At 65.7% G+C, this 22004-nt stretch carries 21 protein-coding genes and 1 pseudogene; 15 read left to right on the forward strand and 7 right to left on the reverse strand.

All coding sequences use genetic code 11. From position 1 onward, the window contains the following. Positions 1-220: pseudogene (locus ACFVJ3_RS29755) on the reverse strand (extradiol ring-cleavage dioxygenase); the annotation flags it as partial. 118 nt (positions 221-338) lie between these two features. Beyond that, positions 339-1145, reverse strand: coding sequence for an IclR family transcriptional regulator (locus ACFVJ3_RS29760; protein WP_378455481.1), 807 nt, complete (start codon positions 1143-1145; stop codon positions 339-341). A gap of 234 nt (positions 1146-1379) precedes the next feature. Here ACFVJ3_RS29760 and ACFVJ3_RS29765 point away from each other — a divergent pair, with 234 nt between their 5' ends. The 12 genes from ACFVJ3_RS29765 to dmpG all read left to right on the forward strand — a co-directional run bounded on the left by ACFVJ3_RS29765 (position 1380) and on the right by dmpG (position 12395). Then, positions 1380-2447 (forward strand): amidohydrolase family protein, encoded by a 1068-nt coding sequence (locus ACFVJ3_RS29765; protein WP_378455482.1) that lies wholly within the window; start codon positions 1380-1382, stop codon positions 2445-2447. Continuing rightward, the gene (locus ACFVJ3_RS29770; RefSeq protein WP_378455483.1) at positions 2431-3414 is read left to right on the forward strand and encodes an alpha/beta fold hydrolase; all 984 of its coding nucleotides are present in this window, start codon (positions 2431-2433) and stop codon (positions 3412-3414) included. The genes ACFVJ3_RS29765 and ACFVJ3_RS29770 overlap by 17 nt, the downstream gene beginning before the upstream one ends. A gap of 197 nt (positions 3415-3611) precedes the next feature. Next, positions 3612-4754: an MFS transporter gene (locus ACFVJ3_RS29775; protein WP_378455484.1), complete on the forward strand. Its 1143-nt coding sequence runs from the start codon at positions 3612-3614 to the stop codon at positions 4752-4754. 134 nt (positions 4755-4888) lie between these two features. Beyond that, positions 4889-6085 (forward strand): NAD(P)/FAD-dependent oxidoreductase, encoded by a 1197-nt coding sequence (locus ACFVJ3_RS29780; protein WP_378455485.1) that lies wholly within the window; start codon positions 4889-4891, stop codon positions 6083-6085. Positions 6086-6096: 11 nt separating this feature from the next. Continuing rightward, a complete protein-coding gene (locus ACFVJ3_RS29785; RefSeq protein ID WP_378455486.1) occupies positions 6097-6375 on the forward strand; it encodes a hypothetical protein in 279 nt (92 codons plus the stop codon). A gap of 46 nt (positions 6376-6421) precedes the next feature. Then, complete coding sequence (locus ACFVJ3_RS29790; RefSeq protein WP_378455487.1) at positions 6422-7735, forward strand: Rieske 2Fe-2S domain-containing protein; 1314 nt, start codon at positions 6422-6424, stop codon at positions 7733-7735. Between the two features lie 50 nt (positions 7736-7785). Further along, positions 7786-8289 carry an aromatic-ring-hydroxylating dioxygenase subunit beta gene (locus ACFVJ3_RS29795; RefSeq protein WP_378455488.1) on the forward strand — a complete coding sequence of 168 codons (504 nt, stop codon included), beginning with the start codon at positions 7786-7788 and terminating at the stop codon, positions 8287-8289. Between the two features lie 85 nt (positions 8290-8374). Beyond that, positions 8375-8710 carry a non-heme iron oxygenase ferredoxin subunit gene (locus tag ACFVJ3_RS29800; protein ID WP_378455489.1) on the forward strand — a complete coding sequence of 112 codons (336 nt, stop codon included), beginning with the start codon at positions 8375-8377 and terminating at the stop codon, positions 8708-8710. Between the two features lie 44 nt (positions 8711-8754). Next, positions 8755-9537, forward strand: a complete 783-nt coding sequence (locus ACFVJ3_RS29805) for an SDR family NAD(P)-dependent oxidoreductase (RefSeq protein WP_378455490.1) — start codon at positions 8755-8757, stop codon at positions 9535-9537. Positions 9538-9592: 55 nt separating this feature from the next. Next, positions 9593-10411, forward strand: a complete 819-nt coding sequence (locus tag ACFVJ3_RS29810) for a 2-keto-4-pentenoate hydratase (RefSeq protein ID WP_378455491.1) — start codon at positions 9593-9595, stop codon at positions 10409-10411. Beyond that, positions 10408-11379: an acetaldehyde dehydrogenase (acetylating) gene (locus ACFVJ3_RS29815; RefSeq protein WP_378455492.1), complete on the forward strand. Its 972-nt coding sequence runs from the start codon at positions 10408-10410 to the stop codon at positions 11377-11379. The genes ACFVJ3_RS29810 and ACFVJ3_RS29815 overlap by 4 nt, the downstream gene beginning before the upstream one ends. Continuing rightward, positions 11376-12395 (forward strand): 4-hydroxy-2-oxovalerate aldolase, encoded by a 1020-nt coding sequence (gene dmpG / locus ACFVJ3_RS29820; protein WP_378455493.1) that lies wholly within the window; start codon positions 11376-11378, stop codon positions 12393-12395. Before ACFVJ3_RS29815 ends, dmpG begins: the two co-directional genes overlap by 4 nt. 878 nt (positions 12396-13273) lie before the next feature. Here dmpG and ACFVJ3_RS29825 read toward each other — a convergent pair. The 5 genes from ACFVJ3_RS29825 to ACFVJ3_RS29845 all read right to left on the reverse strand — a co-directional run bounded on the left by ACFVJ3_RS29825 (position 13274) and on the right by ACFVJ3_RS29845 (position 18396). Continuing rightward, positions 13274-13654, reverse strand: a complete 381-nt coding sequence (locus ACFVJ3_RS29825; RefSeq protein ID WP_378455494.1) for a nuclear transport factor 2 family protein — start codon at positions 13652-13654, stop codon at positions 13274-13276. Between the two features lie 720 nt (positions 13655-14374). Continuing rightward, positions 14375-15538 (reverse strand): acyl-CoA dehydrogenase family protein, encoded by a 1164-nt coding sequence (locus ACFVJ3_RS29830; protein ID WP_378455495.1) that lies wholly within the window; start codon positions 15536-15538, stop codon positions 14375-14377. A 140-nt stretch (positions 15539-15678) separates the two neighbouring features. Continuing rightward, positions 15679-16320, reverse strand: a complete 642-nt coding sequence (locus ACFVJ3_RS29835) for a 3,4-dihydroxy-2-butanone-4-phosphate synthase (RefSeq protein ID WP_378455496.1) — start codon at positions 16318-16320, stop codon at positions 15679-15681. A gap of 73 nt (positions 16321-16393) precedes the next feature. After that, positions 16394-16891 (reverse strand): flavin reductase family protein, encoded by a 498-nt coding sequence (locus ACFVJ3_RS29840; protein ID WP_378455497.1) that lies wholly within the window; start codon positions 16889-16891, stop codon positions 16394-16396. Positions 16892-17118: 227 nt separating this feature from the next. After that, on the reverse strand, positions 17119-18396 hold the full coding sequence (locus ACFVJ3_RS29845; protein ID WP_378455498.1) for a PucR family transcriptional regulator: 1278 nt from the start codon (positions 18394-18396) through the stop codon (positions 17119-17121). A 310-nt stretch (positions 18397-18706) separates the two neighbouring features. On the opposite strand from ACFVJ3_RS29845, the gene ACFVJ3_RS29850 reads away from it, so the two are divergent. The 3 genes from ACFVJ3_RS29850 to ACFVJ3_RS29860 all read left to right on the forward strand — a co-directional run bounded on the left by ACFVJ3_RS29850 (position 18707) and on the right by ACFVJ3_RS29860 (position 21994). After that, positions 18707-19279, forward strand: a complete 573-nt coding sequence (locus ACFVJ3_RS29850) for a VOC family protein (protein WP_378455499.1) — start codon at positions 18707-18709, stop codon at positions 19277-19279. A gap of 65 nt (positions 19280-19344) precedes the next feature. Further along, positions 19345-20235: a fumarylacetoacetate hydrolase family protein gene (locus ACFVJ3_RS29855; protein WP_378455500.1), complete on the forward strand. Its 891-nt coding sequence runs from the start codon at positions 19345-19347 to the stop codon at positions 20233-20235. Then, entirely contained in the window at positions 20228-21994 is a 1767-nt protein-coding gene (locus tag ACFVJ3_RS29860) for an FAD-dependent oxidoreductase (protein ID WP_378455501.1), read from the forward strand. The genes ACFVJ3_RS29855 and ACFVJ3_RS29860 overlap by 8 nt, the downstream gene beginning before the upstream one ends. Positions 21995-22004: the final 10 nt, after the last annotated feature.

Here is a 22004-nt window from a genome sequence, read left to right on the forward strand (position 1 = left end):
GAATCTGTCGCACCCGTCGTGCACAATGATCAGGAGAACGCAGCCTGAAGCTCACCGGGCCGCCACCGAAGTTCCACGGAGCTCGGGACATCCTCGGGTCCTTCTCCTCGACGGGTATGTCCGGGTCGGTGAGAGTCCATCGCAGCAGACCTGCCATGTGCTCGTCGGTTCCCGCCAACAGCGGGTAGTGGGTCATGCCGAGAGCGAGGAAGTCTCCCATTGGCCGTCCTTTCTGAGGTGGCGCCTCGGCGCCGTCACACGCGCCGGGGGTATCGCTCCCCATCGTGTGACGTGCACGCGCCACACGCACAGCAAGTTCCAGTGCCCGGAACGCGGCGTCAGTCGTCGAACGGAAAGAGATCGGCCCTACCCTGGGCGAGCATCTGGGTGGTGTCACGGCAGATGCGGTGAGCAGTCAGTTTGACGGCGTTGATCACCGACTCCGAGACCTCCTTCGCCGAGTCGAACTGAACGGCGACGGCACCCATCGGACGGCCCTTGATCAGCACGGGCGCGGCGATGTTACCCAGACCCAGAACCACACCATCCTTCTGCACGGCAACTCCCGCCACCCGAATGTGCTTCAACTCGTGGCGAATTTGGACCGGATCCGTGATCGACTTCGGCGTCAGTCCGACCAGAGGTCCGGCCAGCAGTTCGGTGAGTTCCTCTTCACGCAGATGCGCCATCATCGCCCGGCCCATCGCGGACAGGTGCGCGGGGATCCGGGTGCCTACCTCCCCTATGGGTCGCGCGTGGTTCACCGCGAACAGCGCCTGCAGCACTACGACTTCGTTGCCCCTGAGGACGCCGAAGTGGACGGATTCCTTCGACCAGGCCTGCAACTGCGCCAAGTGCGGCAGCGCAACCTCGCGCATTCCGTCCACCGGCATGGAAGAAACCAGCCGCAACAGTCGGATGCCGAGCCGGTACCCCGCGCCGTGCTCCTCGATCACCGCCAGCTCACCCAACCGCTGCAGCAATCTGTGCACCGTCGACTTGGGCAGGCCAGTCTTCCGGCTGATCTGTGTCAGGGTCAGAACCCGATCACGCTCGTTGAACGCATCGATGATCGAGAACGCCTTCGCCAGGATCGAAGGCGGGGAACTCCCCGCACCGCAGTCGTCCTGCTTGTCTTGTTCCATGTGCATCATCCGGGCCTCCGCAATCTTCGCTCCACCGACCCCGCGGGAAAACTGCTGTAACGGCGGTCACAGCGCGCTGACATTCAGGGTACGTGCCCGCCGATCGGTTCCAGCCCCCGGAACAACAGCGGCCGCAACCGCACCGAGCCCCTAACGTTTCCTCCGTCCGGCTTGCCCGACGACGCGGGCAGGCCGGACGGAACAAGCCACGGTTGCGCGCGAAAGGAGACCCACGTGGTTCCACCCGGCACCATCGATGTGCATGCGCACTACTTCCCCCGGGACGCACCCCCTGCCGACGTCATCGCAGGTTTTCCGCGAGCACCCCGATTGGTGCTCGATTCTCCCGTGGAGGGACGGCTCGTCCGCGGATCCGAAGACTTCCGCGCCGTCCGGGGCGCCCTCTGGGATGTGCCGGCGCGCTTGGAGGACATGGATCGCGCGGGCATCGGGGTTCAGGCGATTTCTCCTGTTCCGGTCACCCTGGAGTACGGCGCCGCGCCGGCACCCTTCGCCACCTACTGCCGGTGGATGAACGAGTCCATCGCCCGCGCAGTGGAAGACGGCGATGGCAGGCTCATCGGAATCGGAACAGTTCCCCTCTTATCTCCTCGTGACTGCCTATCCGAACTTCACTACCTATCCACGGTTCTGGGACTGCGGGCGATCGAGATCGGTACCCGGATCAACGGGATGGAATTGGACGACCCGGCACTCGAGTACTTCTTCGATGCGGTCGACGGTCTCGGACTCGCGGTAATCGTCCATCCCGTTGGCGGCGGCGGTGGCGCGGTGCGCCGTTCGGGGTTCACTTACGACTTCGGACTGGGGATGCCCTCGGATACCGCGTTGGCGGCTACCGCGCTTGTCTTCGGCGGGGTGCTGCAACGTCATCGACAACTACGCATCGCAATGGTCCACGGGTGCGGCACCTTCCCCTGGGCATACCCGAGACTTCGCCTCGGCGCCCACTTGGCCGCCACACACGTCCCAGACGATCTGGATCGCCTCGTATCACGTCTCTACGCAGACACATTGGTCTTCGACCCGGGGCTCCTGCCTGCATTGGTACACCGCTTCGGCCCGAACCAGGTCCTACTCGGCAGCGACCACCCCTTCATCCCCGGCCAACCTGGAGATGGATTGGCGGACTTGAACTCTGCGACAGAGCAGTTGCCGCCCGGTACCGTGCCGAGAATCCTGCGCGAGAATGCTCTCGAATTTCTCGGACTGCCACGCGGCACACTCGTCACCGACCATTTCTCACCGATAAAGGAAGATCACCATGGCACTCACTGCTGAAAATCTCGTCGACGTTCCCGGCTTGGCCAGCCGTTGGGTCCGACTGGCGAACGGCGCCCGCGCCCACTACATGACCGCCGGCACCTCGGGCCCCGCCGTCATCCTGCTCCACGGCGGATTGCCCGGCTCCTCCGGCCTCGCGGGATGGCGATTCATGGCCCCGTACCTCGGCGAGAACGGTTTCCGCGTCTATTGCCCCGACATGCCCGGCTTCGGTCTGTCGGACACCCGTGACGAGTATTGGCCGGACGGCATGGAGTCCTTCGTCGACTTCATCGACCAGTTCGCCACCGCACTGTGCCTCGACGAGTTCCACCTCGCAGGCAACTCCATGGGCTGCATGAACACGGTCAATTACACGGTTGCACACCCCGACAAGGTCAAGAGCTTCATTCTGATCGCGGGAGATGTCGGCGACGTGGTCCCGGAGCACTTGACCCCGCCGGCGGGCGAGTTCCGTCTCACCGCCTACGACGGCACACGCGACGGAATGCGCACGATGATGGAGGCGATCATCCATCGCGGTGAGGCCATCAGTGAAGATCTGATCGACATGCGTTACCTCTCCGCAAGGGACCGGATGGACGCGCACGCGAAGTTCTGGCCCACTCTCTTGCAGTACCGGCGGATCACGGACTGGACGGACGAGAATCGCGCCGCCCGTTTGGTAACCAAGGGGCGCCTCGACCGGTTGAGCACTCCGGGGCTCTACCTTTACGGCCGCCAGGACATCCTGACACCGGTCGAGTGGGGGTACGTCCAGGAAGACCACCTGCCCAATGTTCAGTTCTTCTATCCCGACGAGTGTGGCCACCAGGGCCAGACCGACCGACCGGACCTGTTCAACCCGGTCTTTCTCGAGTTCTTCCGCGACGGGAAGGTTTCCGGAGATCTCGCCGACGCCGCCGGCGTCTCCGATCGCCGACCCGAACTGCCACTGATCAATCGCTCCCTGGTCTCTGCCTGATTCTCTGACGACAACCGATGGCCGACGCCGGAATCCACGATCCGGCGTCGGCCATCGGTTGTTTCCGCCTCCGCGAACCTAGGAAGTGTCCGATGTCCCGACCGCGGTCCGTGCCGGCCGAGATGTCCCCAACTGCTCCGGCAGAATCGCTGCGAGCCGGTCATTCTGACCGGCACTGGTTTTCACCCTGTGCGGCGATGTTCGTGGTCGCTTGGGGCGGCAATCAGTTCACTCCGCTGCTGACCATGTATCGGGCGGAACGCGGATTCAGCGAACTCGCCGTGAACACACTGCTGTTCGCGTATGTCATCGGCCTGATCCCCTCGCTCCTCCTCGCGCATCGGCTGGCGACCCGCTGGGGCACCCGGACTCCCCTGGTGCTCGCCGTACCCGTCAGCGCGCTGGGTTCGATCCTGGTCGCGGCCGGGTCACACAACCCCGCGCTGTTGTTCGCCGGGCGAATGTCGACCGGCGTGGCGCTGGGGATCGGGATGGTGATCGGCGGGCTGGCGCTCGACTCGCTGACGACCACACCCGGCCGTGCTCCACGCGCGTCGGCGATGAGCCTGACGAGCGGCTTCGCGATGGGTGCAGGTGCCGCGGGCGCCCTCGCCCAGTGGGCTCCCGCGCCCACCACCGCGCCTTTCGTGCTGCACGGGGTTCTCTGTGCCGCCGCCGCCCTGCTGATCACGCGACCGACGACGTACAGCGCGGTGCGGGCTCGGCCAGAACCGTTGAAGGGGAATCGAACAGCACTTCCCCGCGCATTCCACCTCCTGGTGATACCCGCGGCACCGTGGATCTTCGGCGCCCTCGGCATCGCTTACGCGGTGCTCCCGCCCATCGTGGCGCCTCAGCTGGAAGGCTTCGACACGGCGTTCTCCGGACTGCTGTGTCTACTGAGTTTGGGACTGGGCTTCGTCGCGCAGCGACTCGTCGGGCACACCGCAGAGCGATCGGGCCCGGTCCGCAGGATCGGACTGACACTCTTCGTGGCCGGCACGCTCGCCGCCGCCGTTGCCGCCGCAACAACGTCGATCTGGCTGGTCGTGGTCGCGGTATCCGTGCTGGGGATCGGATACGGATTGACGTTGGTCGGATGCTTGCGTGACTGCGAGCGATTGGCCCCGCCCGGCCGGCTGGGGACGATGACCGGCCGGGTCTACTGCCTGGGTTACCTGGGGTTCGGACTACCGACGGCGATCGCATGGCTGCACAGTTGCTATGCGATCGGCACGCCTGCAACGTTGCTGGGCGTGGCGTCGGCAGCCGTCGCTGTCAACGTCGCAGGTGCCGTCATCCTGCGGATCCTGCCGCGGACGCGCATCGGTCGACGCTAGCCGGTCCATCACAGTGCCCGAGCCGATACGCTCGCGGCGTCCTGCGTGCATACTCGCCGACTCGTCACCAATTCGCGGTTCCAGCGGCCGGAACTGCGCACCACCTGGGCGTGATACGTGGCTACGTTTCGACTATGTCCTTCTTGATCGTCGGCGCCTCGGTTGCAGGCACCAGAACAGCAATCGCATTGCGGCAGCGCGGTTTCGCCGGGCGTATCGTGCTCCTGGAGAGCGAGGAGCACTGGCCGTACGACAAACCGCCTCTGTCCAAGGACCTCCTGGCCGAGGGGCACGTCCCGGATGTTCCGCGGCTCCTCACACCGGAGCTCGCAGCGGAGTTCGCCCTCGACGTCCGGCTGGGCGTGCGAGCCACCGCTCTGGACCCGGTACGGCGGGTGGTGATCACCCACGCCGGCGAGCAGATCTCGTACGAGCAGTTGGTGATCGCTACCGGAGCTCACGCACGCACCCTTCCCATTCCTGCCGTGCCGGCGGGGGTTCACACGCTGCGTACGCTCGACGACGCTACGGCTCTGAGAGAAGCTCTCACCGGCGGGCCGCGGGTGACCGTGGTGGGCGCAGGCTTCATCGGCGCCGAATTCGCGTCCGCGGCGCGGGGGCGCGGCCTCGACGTCACTCTGATCGAGGCACTCGAGATCCCGATGAGTCAGGTTCTCGGCGACGAGGTCGGACGCGAGATCTCGTCGATCCACGCATTGAGCGGTGCCCAGCTCCTCGCCGGAGCGCGGGTGGAGCGTTTCCGCGGCAGCGAGCAGGTCGAGGGGGTCGTCCTCGCCGACGGAACTGAGGTACCCGCCGACCTCGTTGTCGTCGGCGTCGGCGCAGTACCGAACACGCGCTGGCTCGAGGACAGTGGGCTTCCCATCGACGGCGGGGTGCACTGCAGCGACCGCTTCGAGGTCGAGGGGTTCCCGTCGATCTTTGCCATCGGCGACCTCGCCCTGCGTCGACATCCGCTGCTGGGCGTCCGGGCACGAATCGAGCACTGGACCAACGCCGGCGAACAGGCCGATGCGGTCGCCGCGATCGTGACCGGTGCAGAACCCCCTGCACCACAGCTTCCGTACGTGTGGTCGGACCAGTACGGCTCCCGGATCCAGATAGTCGGGAGGCCCTCGCTCGGTGAACTCGCCCATCGCGAGGGTGCGATCGCGGAGGGCCGATTCCGTGCCGTCTATACCGACGCCGACCACAACCCGATCGCCCAGGTCAGCGTCAACGACCCCAGAGCAGTCGCTGCGTTCCGCAAGAACCACCGTCGCGGCGGGAGTCTCGCGGACCTCGTCGGCGAACAGACACCCGCCCGATAAGAAAGGCACCCATGCGTCAGATCCAGCACTTCAAGGGTGGTCCGGACAAGATCCTCCACATCGAGACCGAGGGTTGCAAGGTCAACGTGATCATCGGGACGCACGACCTCAGCAACGAAGTCTTCACCACCGTGGAAATCCTGCCCGCCGAACCGGACGACGGCGGACGGAACTGGATGGCAATCGGCCCCACCGCCGTGCTGGTCGTCCCGGCCACCGGCTCCGATCCCGACAGTTGGCTCTTCCGGGACCTCACCACGACCGACCGCAGCGTCGCCGACCACCACTAACTCACGCCGCCGGCGCGGCCCGCACTCACCAGAACGGATCAGCCCCATGACCGCAGAGCAATTCATCATCGACGACCGCGAGAGCAACCTTTTCCGGGTCAACCGTGAAGCCTTCACTTCCGAGGACGTGTTGCAGCGCGAGCGAAAAGAGATCTTCGACAAGACGTGGCTGTACGTCGGACACGAGTCCGAAATTCCCGGCAAGAACGACTTCCAGACCCGGGACGTCGGCGGCCGACCGGTGATCTTCAACCGGGACCGCAACGGTGACGTCCGGGTGCTGCTCAACACCTGCCTGCACCGCGGGTCCTCCGTCTGCCGGCACAGCTCCGGCAATGCGAAGATCTTCACCTGCTTCTACCACGGCTGGGCATACCGGAACTCGGGCGAGTTGGTCAATGTGCCCGGCAATGAGGACTACAAGAGCGAGCCGGCAGCCGTGTACAAGGGTCTGCAGTCTCCGGCGCAGGTGGATTCCTACCGGGGGCTCTACTTCGTGAACTTCGATCCCGACGCGCCTGATCTGCTGACGTATCTCGGCGAAGCCCGCTATTTCATCGATCTGGCAGCCGATCAGTCCCCCGAAGGCGTCGCGATCCTGGAGGGAACCCACAAGTACTCGCTGAAGGCCAACTGGAAGCTCCTCGTCGAGAACAGCATCGATGGATATCACGCCAAGTCCGTTCATCACACCTACTTCGAAATGATGATGGAACTCGGCGCCACACCACCGATGCTGGGCAAGGAGACCGTCAACGGTGTGGCGCCGGCCGGTATGGGTACCGAATTCCCCAACGGGCACGCCACATTGATGTATCCGGCCAACGGACTCCCCCTGGCCACCGACAGCGTCAAGCAGACGCTCGCCGGTCTGCGGTCGCAGGCCGAACAGTCCTTCGGTGAGAACTATGCCAACGCGATGTTCGGCTTGGCACGAAATTCGGTGTTCTTCCCCAGCCTCATCCTGATCGATCTCAGCTTCGGTTTGACGCTGCGCACATTCCACCCGGTGAGCCCATCGGAAACGCTCGTCACCGGTTGGCAGATCATCCCCAAGGGTGTCGACGAGGAGTTCGTCAGGTACCGCATCAACAATGCGCTCACCTTCTGGGGGCCCGCGGGTCTCGCGACCCCCGACGATGTCGAGGCACTCGAACAGGCGCAGAAGGGGTTCGGCGCACGCGGCGAGGTCGGCTGGTCCGACGTGTCGAAGGGTATGGGCAAGCCCGTGCCGGCGGCCAACGACGAACTGCAGATGCGGTCCTGGTGGCGGGAATGGAACCGGCGCATCACCGGAGAGCAACTCCCCACCGAAGGCACGTCCTTCATTCCCTTCGACAAGCAGGCTGCCGATGCCTGACCTCGTTCGATAAGCCTCCTATCCGCCAGTCACCTCAGAAGGACACCCCTATGACTTCCGTGTCAGAGACACCAACCATCACGACGCGTAACGCCGTCGAGGAATTCCTGTTCCACGAAGCCGGCCTCATCGATGAATGGCGACTCGAGGAGTGGCTCGACCTGTTCACACTCGACTGCACGTACGAAGTGCCCGCCACGGACCGGCCGGACGCGGACCCCGGTCTCACGTGGTCACTCATCCACGACGGCCGCACCATGCTCGAGCAGAGGGTGATTCGCCTCAAGAAGCCGGAGGCGCATGCCGAATTTCCCCATTCACAGACCAGTCGGATCGTCGGCAATGTGCGAATCCTGACACAGAACAACGAGTCGATCTCCGTCACAGCCAATTTCATCATCAACCGCGCGAAAGCCGGCAAGTTCGACACGTACGTTGGCCGCTACGACTACGACTTGGATCCTCACGGTTCCTCCTTCCTGATCCGCAGGAAGCGGGCCGTTCTCGCTCACGACATGCTCAATCCCCAGGGCAAGATCAGCTTCATCATCTAAAACGAATCAGATCGTTCGACACCCACGAATTGGCACCGCCGACAAATCGGCGTTCCCGCATCCGCGCTTTACGAGAGGTCCGACCATGGCACCGGAAACGTCAACCGAAGCACTGATCTTCGCGTGCAACGAGGAGGATCTGGCCGACGGCGAAACCCTCCGCTTGGAAGCCGCAGGTGGGATCGCCGTCTATCGCGTCGATGGTGAGTTCTTCGCGACATCCGACTCGTGCAGTCACGAGAAGTGGTCGCTCGGCGAGGAGGGCGAACTCGAAGGGCACGAGGTGCTCTGCACGCTTCACATGGCCCGCTTCGATGTCCGTACCGGAGCACCGCTGTGTTTTCCCGCGGTGCTGGCATTGACGAAGTATCGGACCGTGGTAACCGACGGTCGGGTGTACATAGCACCGAACGAAAACTGAACATCCTCGCGTCGAGCGAATCCCATCGGAAGGTAATACCCCACATGAACAGGTTCAAAGGCCGGACTGCGGTTGTCACCGGGGCCGGTAGCGGCATCGGCCGCGCCATCGCCGTGCGACTCGCCGACGAGGGGGCGGATCTCGTCCTCGGAGACCTCAGTGCGGACGCGGTGGAGGCGGTGGCCGAGCACCTTCGGCCCGGCAACGCGGCGTCGGTGACCACGGTCGTCGGAGACCTCTCACAACGTGAGGACGCCGCCGACCTCATCCGACGGACGGTCACGGAACGCGGCGCGGTAGACGTGCTGGTGAACTGCGCGGGCGGTGGCGTCATCCTTCCAACGTTCGACCACACCGAGGAAACTTTGCGGGCCACCATCGACCGCAATCTCTGGACGACCCTGTACACCACTCTAGAAGCGCTGCCCCACATGGTGGACGCCGGTTACGGCCGGATCGTGCACATAGGAGCGGAATCCGTGCGCAATGGGCTGTACCGGCACGCGATCTACAACGCCGCAAAGGGTGGGGTGCATGCGTTCGGTACCGGGCTCGCACGAGAGTTCGCAGACGCCGGAATCACCGTGAACACGGTCGCCCCCGCGTGGATCGAGACACCGGAGGCCGCAGCCAAATTGGCGTCCGCAGCCCCTGAAGCGAAAGAGGACATGGCGGTCTTCGGCGCCCAGATGCGCAACCTCATCCCGATGGATCGACCGGGGACCGTCGAAGAAGTCGCGGCCACAGTAGCCTTCGTCGCTTCCGAAGAGGCTTCCTACGTAACCGGTCAGGTGATCAGCGTGAACGGTGGCAGTTCGATGCTCTGACCACGGTTTGTCCGGTGTACGAAACGATTACACAACTCGACTGTCGAGGATTCGAATGGCCACCCGCTCTCCACGCACACACACTCGTTCTGCGGCCGTTGCCGCCGCAGATCGCCTCACCGAGGCGGCCACTGCTGCAAGACCGTGCCCCCCGATTCGGGATCTGCTCGGCACCGACGACATCGACGCCGCCTACGCGGTCCAGCAGCGGTTGACCGACCACCGCGTCGCGGCCGGCGCGACGATCACCGGCCGCAAGATCGGCCTGACCTCCCCCGCCGTGCAACAGCAACTCGGGGTGGATCAACCCGATTTCGGTGTGCTGTTCGCCGACATGGACGTGTCTTCTCTTGCCGAGGTGCCCAGCGGCCGGTTGCTGCAACCGAAGGCCGAGGCCGAGATCGCGTTCGAACTCGGCGCCGACCTCGTCGACGGCGACCTCGACCTCGCCCAGGTGCGGGCCGCCGTCGCCCGTGCCGCGGCAGCATTGGAGATCGTCGACTCCCGCATCGCCGACTGGGACATCACCATCACCGACACCATCGCCGACAACGGTTCCTCAGGCCTGTACGTTCTCGGCGAAACATGGCTCGCCCTCGACGCATTCGAACCCCGCGACGTTCAGATGCGGCTGTTCTCCGGCGACGAACTGGTCGCCGAGGGCACCGGCGCCGCCTGCCTCGGCGACCCCCTCGCGGCGCTCGCCTGGCTCGCCCGCACCGCCCGCGACTACGGCCAGCCCCTGCGCGCCGGCCAGGTCGTATTGTCCGGGGCTCTCGGCCCCATGGTCCCCACCCCACCCGGCACCGTCATCCACGCCGAACTGACCAGCCTCGGCACCGTGACCGCCACATTCTCGAAGGAGAACTCATGACCGACACCCCAAAGATCAAGGTCGCGATCATCGGATCCGGCAATATCGGGACCGACCTGATGATCAAGGTCCTCCGCAATTCCGACATCCTCGAGATGGGAGCGATGGTCGGCATCGACGCCGCCTCCGACGGTCTCGCCCGCGCCGCCCGGCTGAAGGTGCCCACCACTGCCGACGGTGTGCAGGGCCTGATTGCCCTCAACGGCTTCGCCGACATCGACATCATCTTCGACGCCACCTCCGCCAAGGCCCACCAGGCCAACGCCGCAGCGCTGGCCCCCTACGGCAAAAAACTCGTCGACCTCACCCCCGCCGCGATCGGCCCCTACGTCGTGCCCCCGGTCAACCTCGAACAGCACCTCGACGGCGACGCCGACAACGTCAACATGGTCACCTGCGGCGGCCAGGCCACCATCCCCATGGTCGCCGCCATCTCCGCCGTCACCCCCGTCGCCTACGCCGAGATCGTCGCGTCCATCGCCTCCAAGTCCGCCGGACCCGGCACTCGCGCGAACATCGACGAATTCACCGAAACCACCGCGCACGCCATCGAACAGGTCGGCGGCGCCGCCCGCGGCAAGGCCGTGATCATCCTCAACCCCGCCGAACCACCCCTGCTGATGCGCGACACCGTCCTCGCCCTGATCGGCGACGCCGACCACGACGCCATCCGCGCGTCCGTCACCGAGATGGCCGCCCGGGTCGCCGAGTACGTCCCCGGCTACCGGCTCAAGCAGGACGTCCAGTTCACCCCGATCCCCAACGGCGAACCCGTGCACACCCTGCTGCCCGACGGCGCCGGCCCGGTCACCACCAAGGTGTCGATCTTCCTCGAGGTCGAGGGCGCCGCCCACTACCTGCCCGCCTACGCCGGCAACCTCGACATCATGACCTCCGCGGCCCTGCGCACCGCCGAATCCATCGCCCGACGCATCCAGACCACGATTCCCGCGGAGGCCCGCTCGTGACCACCCCCCAGCCCCAGCTGTACATCCAGGACGTCACCCTGCGCGACGGCATGCACGCGGTACGGCACCGTATCGAACCGGACGACGTGGCGAGGATCGTCTCCGCGCTCGATGCCGCCGGTGTCGACGCCATCGAGGTCGCCCACGGCGACGGCCTCGCCGGCGGCTCCCTGAACTACGGGCCCGGCTCGAATACCGACTGGGAATGGATCGAGGCCGCCGCCGACAACCTCACCCACGCCACCCTCACCACGCTGTTGCTGCCCGGCATCGGCACCATCGCCGAACTCGAGCACGCCTACAAGCTCGGTGTCCGCTCCATCCGCATCGCCACCCACTGCACAGAGGCAGATGTGTCCGCCCAGCACATCGCCAAGGCCCGCGACCTCGGCATGGACGTCTCCGGGTTCCTGATGATGAGTCACATGGCCCCCGCCGACGACCTGGCCAAGCAGGCGAAGCTGATGGAATCGTATGGTGCGCAGTGTGTGTACGTCACCGACTCCGGTGGACGGCTGACCATGAACGGCGTCCGCGACCGGGTCCGCGCCTACCGCAACATCCTCGACCCGAACACCCAGATCGGCATCCACGCCCACGAAAACCTCTCCCTCTCGGTCGCGAACTCGGTGGTCGCCGTCGAGGAGGGCGTCACCCGCGTCGACGCCTCCCTCGCCGGCCACGGCGCCGGCGCCGGCAACTGCCCACTCGAGGCATTCGTCGCCGTCGCCAACCTCCAGAACTGGAAGCACCGCTGCGACCTGTTCGCCCTCCAGGACGCCGCCGACGACCTCGTCCGACCCCTCCAGGACCGGCCCGTGCGCGTGGACCGCGAAACCCTCACCCTCGGCTACGCCGGTGTCTACTCCAGCTTCCTCCGCCACGCCGAAACCGCCGCAAAGCAGTACGGCATCGACGTCCGCACCATCCTCCTCGAAGTCGGCAAACGCGGACTCGTCGGCGGACAAGAAGACATGATCACCGACATCGCGCTCGACCTGACCGCCGCGCCATGACCATTCTCGATACCACCACCGTTAACGCCCTCTGCGCTCGATAGGTCACCGCGTCTTTCGAAATATGCTCAGCAGAGACGACTTTGGCCAGACTGTGGTCCATGTCGAGGTCGGCGAGCAGGAGCACTTCGAGGGCAACGTGCTCGTGAGCGGTGGCGGTGGGTGGATGGCCTGAAGGGAGGCGAACCAGCCGTTCGACCGCCCGGGCCTCATGGTGACTTCTGCGGAATCCGTCCACCCCGGAACCGAGTTGGCCGGCGACGACGAAGGCGTCACCGAAAGCGGACAGAGAGGATGTCAGGGCACGCGTCGGGTCGGAGTGACAGTGCCCACGCTCGATCGCCTGCAGCCCGGCAGGGATCACCAGGGATACGCCGTGGTCACAATGCCGTAGCACCTGGTCAACGACTCTCCAGCTCAACCTACGGGTCGCCGAAGGGTGCCGTACAGGAAGGCATGGCCGCGTTCGGAGGAGCGATCACGGCACTTCACACACCGCTAAGGACCTGCCGACACGAAGGGCCTCACACCGAGGATCCGGGGTGGGGCCCTTCGTGTTCGTGACGGGATTTTCGGCGTCTTTGGGGGTAGGGCAACTGCTGGTGGGCGCTGAGCTACCGCCGATCGGTTCTTCTGCGGTAGTGACGAGATGTCAACCTCCCCCGCCGACTCGATGGCGTCTGCCGGCTCGGTGCACACCTACGCGCAGCACAGCACAATGTGAGCCTATGCGAATCTGTCGGACGACGGTGTGTACCGCCGGCCGGTGCGCCCCGCCTGCACGCGGGAGATCGCGGGGCAGGGCTATCGCAGGGATTTCGTGTCTCGGTGTTGTGCTCAACGAGACAGCCGGCCCCCCCGGGGGGCGCTGTGGACGTCTATCGCGTGGTGTCAGAGGCAACGGGACTGGGGTCCATGAAGATCAGGTACTCGGTCACTTTCTTGTGCTCGACGCGGGTGCGCGTCACGGCCGGGAGGGTGAAGGATTCACCGTTCTGCAAGGTGTAGGTGACCTCCACCCGAAGCGCGGCAACGTTGCCTTCCGACCATTCTTCGACGATCTCGTGGCGCATCGACGCCACCGAGGTGAGGTACTGCGCTACCCAGGATTGGATCGCGCTCCTGCCGACGACGGGGGCGTTGTTCCCCATCCGGAAGACGCAGTCGTCGGAGAAGTAGTCGAAGAACGCTGCGATGTCGGTGTCGGCGGCTTCGAGCAGTTTGCGGGTGGTCTCGACCTCGGTCGTGTCTGTGGTCATCGCGGACTCTCTTTCTCTGGTGATGTGACGGAAACGGACCCGGGAGTGTGTGGGGTCGATCTGGATTTGAGACGGGCACGATCGGGAGAGCCGTCTGCAGCTCCTCACGCCCAGTGCACGGTCTCTGCGGGGTCGAGTCTGGGGAGACGTGTGGCGAAGACCTCGCCCATCTGTGGCCGGATGGGCAGCCCCGGGAAGGTGATCGTGAAGTCCACTGTCTACCTCGCGAATTGCGGCGACGGGAGCTGATGTCGTCTTCTCACGGTTGACCTCGTCCAGGTGCTCGAGCAGCCTGCGGCGGGCGTCGTTGGTGCGCACGAATTGCACGCGCAGCGGTTGGGAGTTCGCGGCCGTCGGCGCCCAGCGGCCCATTCCCAGATCTGCGCGAGTTCGCCATCGCCGACCGGGGTCGATGCGAAGTTGTTGACTGTTCGCGCTCCCGCGAACAGCAGGTCGCTGGCCGCGTCGTCGAGGCGTTCGATCGTCGGGTTACTGCTCACCTGTGTGTCTTCTCGTGATCTTGCGCCGGTCGATGCCGATTCACCGAGTTGCCCGTCTCGTTGCTGCTCGATGATCGCATCGTTCATTGGGCCGGCTGAGTTTCGGCGGTGATTGGAGCGGAGCGGTGATCGGACGCTGAGCAATTACTCGACTGCTCATCCCGAGCCCCGGGCGGGCGGGCTGCGGCCGAGGCTCGGGGTGAGGGGTAGCAACATCCGGTTACAGGAGCGGATCGGACACGGGAAGGTCGAGGGTGAACCGGCCGATCGTTTCCGATGCCGTGTCGATATCGAGGAAGGCGTGCACGGACAGCACGGACAGGTCGCGGAAGAACCGCTGGATCGGTGCCGAGTTTCGGTACCCGTCGCCACCGATTCCGCGCACCATGTCGTTGAGGGCGTTACGGGCCATATCTGCCAGATATGCTGCCTTGAGCTTCATCTCGGCACGATCGCGGGGGTCGGACTGCTCGGGCCGCTGTGCGGTGAGGCGTTCGAAGAAGGCGTCGAGGAGGGTTTCGGCGGCGTCCGCGGCGGCCACCGCCCGGCCGAGCCGCATCTGGGCGGCCTGTTTGCCGGAGGCCTTCTCCTGGCTGATGGTTCCCTGCCGCTCCCGAGTGCGCTGGACGAACGCGTCCGCCGCGCCACGCAGCGCACCGACGACGACCGGGGTGACCTCGGCCATCGCGAACGGCAGGAAGGGCAGGTGGTACGTGGGGTTGGGGTGGATCAGCTGCCCGGGAGCGGCGCCGGCGAGGGCGAGAGCGAACGGACCGGTGCGGTAGTCCGGGACGAAGACGTCGTCGACACTGACATCGTTGCTGCCGGTGCCGGACATGCCGGCGATGTACCAGGTGTCGAGGATCTTGACGTCCTCGCGGGGCACGAGGAACCACAGCGGGGTGGGGGCACTTCCCTCCTCGAACACGACGCCGGCGAAGGTGAACCATTCGGCGTGCACCGAGCCGGAGTTCCATGCCGTCTGCCCGGTGATGCGGTAGCCGCCGTCGACCTTCTGTACCTGCCCCAGGGGAGCCGCGGTACCGGCGGTGAGGGTGTAGGGCTTGTCTGCGAACACTTCTCGTTGTGCCTGCTCGGTGAAGATGTTCATTCGCCAGGCCGCTCCGATGTAGAAGGTGGTGACCCATCCGGTCGAGGGGCAGGCCGCGCTGATGGTGCGGACGATCTCGGCGGCGACGTCGAGTCCGAGTTCGAGTCCGCCGTAGGCCTCGGGTGTCAGCGTGGCCAGGATTCCCGAGTCGACGAGGTCGGTGATCGTCTCGTCGAGGGGAGCACGATTCTCCTCGGTCTTCTGTGCGCGTTCGGCGAAGGCCGGTACCAGGGCGTGCACCCGGTTCATGAGTTCGGTGCGGGTGATGTCCATTGTTTCCTCCGGTGCGTGAGGGGTGGCTGTTTTGGTGCTGTGGGGTGCGAATCGGCGCAGCTCAGGGCATGCGGGGACCGCGCCTGTGATGTGCGGGTGCTGGTTGGTGTGCGTGTCGCGTGCGGCACGGCGGGTAGCTGTCAGCGGACGTTGTTCTCGGGGTCCGGGCCGGCGACCAGTGTGAGCCCGTACCGGTCGGCGAGGATTTCGGCGTCGTGTCGATCACCGACACTGGTGGGGTCGCCGATGCCTTCGAGGTCGGCGAACACCGCTCCCGAGTACTGGGCTGCGGCGGCGTCGGTGAGTGCGAGGGCGAGGGCGGCGGTGGTCAGGTGCCTGCGAAACTCTGTGGGTGTCACGCGAACCGGCACCAGGTGTCCGGGCCGGGTGAGGTCGCCGGGGTCCGTGGTCGGGTCGGCGAGGATGCGGGCGGTGTGCGCCCGGTCTGCTCCGGAGATCCCGGTGGTGACGCCGACAGCGGCGTCGACGGTGACACATTGCCCGTGGCCGAGCGTGGACGTGGCCCGAACCATGGGGGTCGCTTCCGGGAGGACGAGACGGTCGCAGATCCGTTCGTGCAGCGCCACCTGCAGAAATCCTGTGGTGTGGCGGATCAGGAAAGCCATCTGCTCGGTGGTCGCGGCGCCGGCGCACCCGACGAGCACGAGGCGGCGATGATGGCTGAGGATGATCGGCTCGCCGGCGGCGAGGGTGCGGCTCCCGGCTGCGATCGTCGACCATGACCGTTGGTGCGAGGCGCGGGGCGCGAACAATGTTGTCATGGCGTGCGTTCCTTCTGCGAAAACCTGTGCTGCGGGCTATTACTCTGGTCGCTGCTTGACTGAGGTGGCCGTGCTATGCGGACTCCAATGCCGAGTGCGTGCCGAAGACGCGGCGGTGGTACGTGAGCGGATCGCCGTAGCTGTTTTCTGCTGCGACGACGTTGCCGAGCACGACCAGATGGTCGCCGCCCCCGACGAAGTGGTCGACGTGACAGGCGATCCACCCGGCGGCGCCGGCGATTCGGGGGAGGCCATGGTCGACTTCCCACCGGACGCCGTGGAACTTGCCTATTCCACCCTTCTTCGCGAACTCGAGCGCGGTGCCTTGTTGGTCGCTGGCCAGCACGTTCAACCCGAATTTCTTCGATGCAGTGATCAGCTCGAGTGTCTCCGATCCCTTGTCCAGGGAGACCAGGACCATCGGAGGTGTCATCGACAGGGAGGTGAAGGCGCTGACGGTGGTGCCGAAGGGCAGACCGCCGTCCATGGAGGTCACCACGGCGACCGGGGTCGCCACGTGTGCCATCACGTCCTTGAACGTTTCCTGGACAGGACTCAAGGGGGTGTGCATCGTAGACTTCCTTCTGTCGACTGCGGTTCTCACCGCGGATCCCGGCGGATGGACGGTGTCCGGTGGCTGGCCTCCAAGGCCCTCCCGATCACCGGGGCTGGTGTGTCCTACACCACAAGTAGAGCGCATGAGGTGCGTGGTTCGCACTACCGCAGAACCCAGGGTTGCTGCCGACTTTTGGTTTCTGAACCAATCGGTGGCGGGTTCGACCTATCGACCTGCGATCGCTACCACGGAGCGATGGGGGCGCCTCGAAGCCACTCGTAGATGCGGAGCGCGGCCCGCAGGTCCGTGGCCGACCCGTCCGAAGGTGTGCACAGACTCAACGCCTTCTGCACACGATAGGTCACCGTGTTTTTCGAAATATGCTCTGCCGAAGCAACTTTGGCGAGGCTGTGGTCCATGTCGAGGTAGAGGCTCAGGGTCGAACGCAGATCGGCCATCCGGGGGTCGTCGTCGGCGAGCGGGCCGAGCAGGCGGGAGGCGAACTGCACTGCAGCTTCCGGGTCGGCGAGCAGGAGCACTTCGAGGGCGATGTGCTCGTGAGCGGTGGTGGTGGGCGGATGGCCCACCCGCAGGCGAACCAGCCGCTCGACCGCGCGGGCCTCGAGGTGACTTCTGCGGAATCCGTCCATCCCGGAGCCGAGTTGACCGGCGACGACGAAGGTGTCGCCGAAGGCGGGCAGGGAGGATGTCACGGCACGGGTCGGGTCCGGGGTGACGGCGCCCCACGCCCAGATCGCCTGCAGCCCTACCGGGATCACCAACGATGCCGTCGGTGTTCCCCAGTGCCGAAATACCGGGTCTACGACGGCCCGCAGGTCGTGGCTCGCGTGCGGGCCACTCCAGGCGATGAGGGCTACGTGGTGGCCGTCGAGGGGGTAGCCGAGGGTCTTTTCGGCGTGGGCAGACTCGATGGGGTCCGCGGCGATGATCTTGGTGACGAGATCGAGCCGCGCCGCCGATACCCCCGCGGCCCACGCACTCTGCTCTTCGAGGAAGGCCGCGGCGGCCACACCTGTGAAGTCGTCGAGCACCTCGAAGAGCAGCAGGGAGATGCGGCGTAGCTCGGTGCTGCTCTCGCTCGGTGCGATCAGGCGGGTCGCCGCGTCGAGTAGGGCCGCCGCCAGCACGGCGTACCCGACACGGATGGCCCGGAGCAGATCGTTGAGCTCCATACCCCGGCGGGCGAAGTCGACGGCGATCTCCTCGACCTCGGCACTGGCCAGCGAGGTCTCCGACTCGCCGATACCGGCGACCAGCGTCAGGGCCCGCAGCGCTGTCGAGGTGGTCGCCCGCCGCAACGCATCCGGAGGTGCCACCCCGTCGCCCAGCGCGGGGACTTTCCGGGAGATCGTGGTGGCGATGTCCTGACCGACTTCGACGGCCCAGGTCACCGCGCCGTCGCCGAGCACGGCGCGAATCCGTTCGGCGTCCGGGCTGAGCCACTCGCGCTCCGATTGCCGGGCACGTGTTCCCGAGAGTTCACCAGTCCAGTGCGCCACGCGACATCCTTCCGATCCACCTCAACGGTACAGCCAGCACACCAGCTGTTTTGGGTTGTAAACCAATTTCTGTCGAAGTTCCTGTTCCCCAGCCACTGGCCAACCCCGGCGGAATTTCGTGAAATGGAAAGGCCCCATTACGTGACGGGGACCACAACGAAGGTCTACGGCACCAGGGCGGTGCGCTCGCTGTTATCAGCTATAGCAGGTCTGTCAGGTACGACACATGCCGCCGTCGAACGGACATCCGGTAACCGGGTTTCACCTACCCCCTCGCGGTCGCCGACCGCGAGAATCGAAGGAGTCAACGATGACCGCCACCCCCAAGTTCGCACACGTCGTATTGCAGACCAGCCGGTTCGAGGAGATGCGCGACTGGTACTGCACGGTGTTGGACGCGCACGTGGTCTACGAGGGCCACGGTTTGTGCTTCATCACCTTCGACGAGGAGCACCACCGGGTCGCCCTGCTCGGTGCCCCGGTGCAGCTCGAACCGCGTAATCCCGCAGCGGCGGGTATGCACCACACCGCCTACACCTTCGGCACCCTCGAGGATCTGCTCGACCGGTACGACTCGTTGAAGCAGAAGGGGATCGAGCCGAGGGTGCCGATCCAGCACGGGGTGACGACGTCGCTGTACTACCAGGATCCGGACGGAAACTTCGTCGAACTGCAGATCGACAACTTCACCACACCGGACGAGGCGACGGCCTACATGAACGGGCCGGAGTACGGCAACAACCCCGTCGGGGTGTCGTTCGTACCAGAATTGATGCGGGAAGCACTCGTGCAGGGCACCCCGATCTCGCAGATCACCACCCACTCCTGGGCCCTGCAGACCAGCCCCGACCTCCCCGACCCGATGGCGGCGCTGACCAGCTGACCGCGTCGAGCTCACGCTCGGCCCGACAGGTCAGCACTCCGATCGACCACCGAAGGACTTCTTTCATGCGTGTAGCAAACCAAGCCGGCCGGCTCCAGATCGTGGCAGACGGCGTCGCCGTCGACGTCGAGACGGCCAGCGGGGGCCGCTTTTCCGCCGAACCCCAGCAGATTTTCGACCGGTGGGACGAGTTCACCGCATGGGCACGCACTGCGGACTTCGCCGACGGGGTACCGGTGGACGAGTCGACGCTGCACGCTCCGGTTCCCCGGCCCGGCCAGATCTTCGCCGTCGGCGTCAACTACGCCGACCACGTCGAGGAATCAGGGCTCACCCTGCCCGACGCCCCATTCGTGTTCACCAAGTTCCCCGCCTCGATCACCGGGCCTTACGACACCATCGAACACCCCGGCGGGTCAGTCGATTTCGAGGTCGAACTCGTGGCGGTCATCGGCAAGGAAGCCCGCAACGTTCCCGCCTCCCAGGGCTGGGACCACGTGGCCGGGCTGACCCTCGGCCAGGACCTCTCCGAGCGGGACCTGCAGCTGTCCGGTCCCCCGCCACAACAGTTCAACCTCGGCAAGTCGTTCGCCGGATTCGCCCCGATCGGGCCGGTGCTCGTGACGCCCGACGAATTCGCCGACCCCGACGACATCGAGATCAGCACGATCCTCTCCGGCGAACTGATGCAGAAGTCGCGGACACGGCACCTGATCTTCCCGATCCCGGTCCTCGTGTCCTACCTGTCCTCGATTCTGCCGTTGCGCCCCGGCGACCTCATCTTCACCGGCACCCCCTCGGGAATCGGATTCACCCGCGACCCAAAACGGCTCGTCGACATCGACGACGAACTCGTCAGCCGCGCCGAAGGTATCGGCGAGATGCGGCACCGCTTCACCTCCACCGATCGCCCGCACCCCCTCACCACTCTTTCCAGGAGCACACACCATGTCTGACATCACCGTCCCCGTACTCGTCGTCGGCGGAGGCGGCTGTGGCCTGACCACCTCGATCCTCCTCTCCGAGCACGGCATCGATCACCATCTCGTCGAGCGGCACACCGGCACCTCCCACCTGCCCAAGGCCCACTACCTGAACCAGCGGACGATGGAGGTGCTGCGCCAGGTCGGTGTCGCGGACTCGGTCTACGACGTGGGCACACCGCCGAAGAACATGGGCACGACCCGGTGGGTCACCTCCCTCGGCGGCGACGGCGAACTGGACGGGCGCACCCTGTACACCCTCGACGCCTTCGGCGGTGGACGACTCGAGAGTGAATACGCCGTCGACAGCCCGTGCCCGTCCACCAACTACCCGCAGATCCGACTCGAACCGCTGCTGCGCGAGCACGCGGAGAAGAGGGCACCGGAATCGATCCACTTCGGCCGCGAACTCGTCTCGTTCCAACAGGACGCCGACGGAATCCACGCCATCATCCTGGACTGTGACACGCAGGAGACCTATACGGTCCACGCCCAGTACATGGTCGCCGCCGACGGCGGCAAAACCGTCGGCCCCGAACTCGGAGTGACGATGGAGGGCCCGACCGGGATCCTCGACATGGTCAGCACCCACTTCACCGCGGACCTGTCGCAGCACTGGGAGGACGACGTCCTGATCACCTGGCTCCTCAACCCCGAGGGCGCCGGTTCCTGGAACAGCGGCGCGATGGCCGCCATGGGGCCCACGTGGGGCAAGCACTCGGAAGAATTCGTCCTGCACTTCACTTTCCGCCCGGACGATCCCGCCCGGTTCGACGAAGACGCCATCGTTCCCCGCATCCGGGAACTGCTCAGACTGCCGGACCTCGAAATGAAGATCCACAAGGTCAGCCACTGGATCCTCGAGGGCGTGCTCGCCGACAAATACCAGGTGGGCCGCATCTTCCTCGCCGGCGACGCCGCCCACCGACACCCGCCCACCACCGGGCTGGGCCTGAACACCGCCATCCAGGACGCCCACAACCTGGTCTGGAAGCTGGCTGCGGTCGTTAAAGGCGACGCCGCCCCCGCCCTGCTCGACACCTACGAGCCCGAACGCCGCCTCGTCGGCATGCGCAACGTCGACTGGGCCATGTTCACCTTCCTCAACCACATGGTCATCGACGCCGGACTCGGCCTGATCCCCGGGCAGCCTGTCGAAGCTCAGGTCCAGGTATTCCGGGACTACTTCTCCGACACCCCGATGGGTGAAACCCGCCGAGCGCGTGCGGCCGAGGTGATCAGTACCCAGCGCGCCGAATTCCAGGCTCACGACCTCGAGATCGGCTTCGCCTACCGGGACGGGGCACTCGTCCCGGACGGCACCGAGGCACCGCCCCGAGACCCGATGGGCCGCACCTACTTCCCCACCACCCGTCCCGGGCACCGCCTGCCCCACGCGTGGATCGAGCACGACGGCCGGCAGATCTCCACCCACGACCTCACCGGAAACAACGCGCACTTCGTGCTCATCACCGCCACCGGCGGTGCCGCCTGGTCCGACGCCGCCCGACTGGCCAACGACAAGTTCGGGGTCCAGATCAAGGTCGCGCAGATCGGCGACGGCACCGACTACACCGACCCCACCGGTCGCTGGAGTGAACTCCGCCAGATCGACGACACCGGGGCGATCCTGGTCCGCCCGGACAACCACGTCGCCTGGCGCAGCACCGGTACCAGCGTCGACGCCGCCGACGAGCTCATCCGCGCACTCGGCACCGTGCTCGCACGCTGACGGCGGGAGC

The organism is Rhodococcus sp. NPDC127593, from assembly GCF_042671975.1.
GTDB lineage: Bacteria > Actinomycetota > Actinomycetes > Mycobacteriales > Mycobacteriaceae > Rhodococcus_F.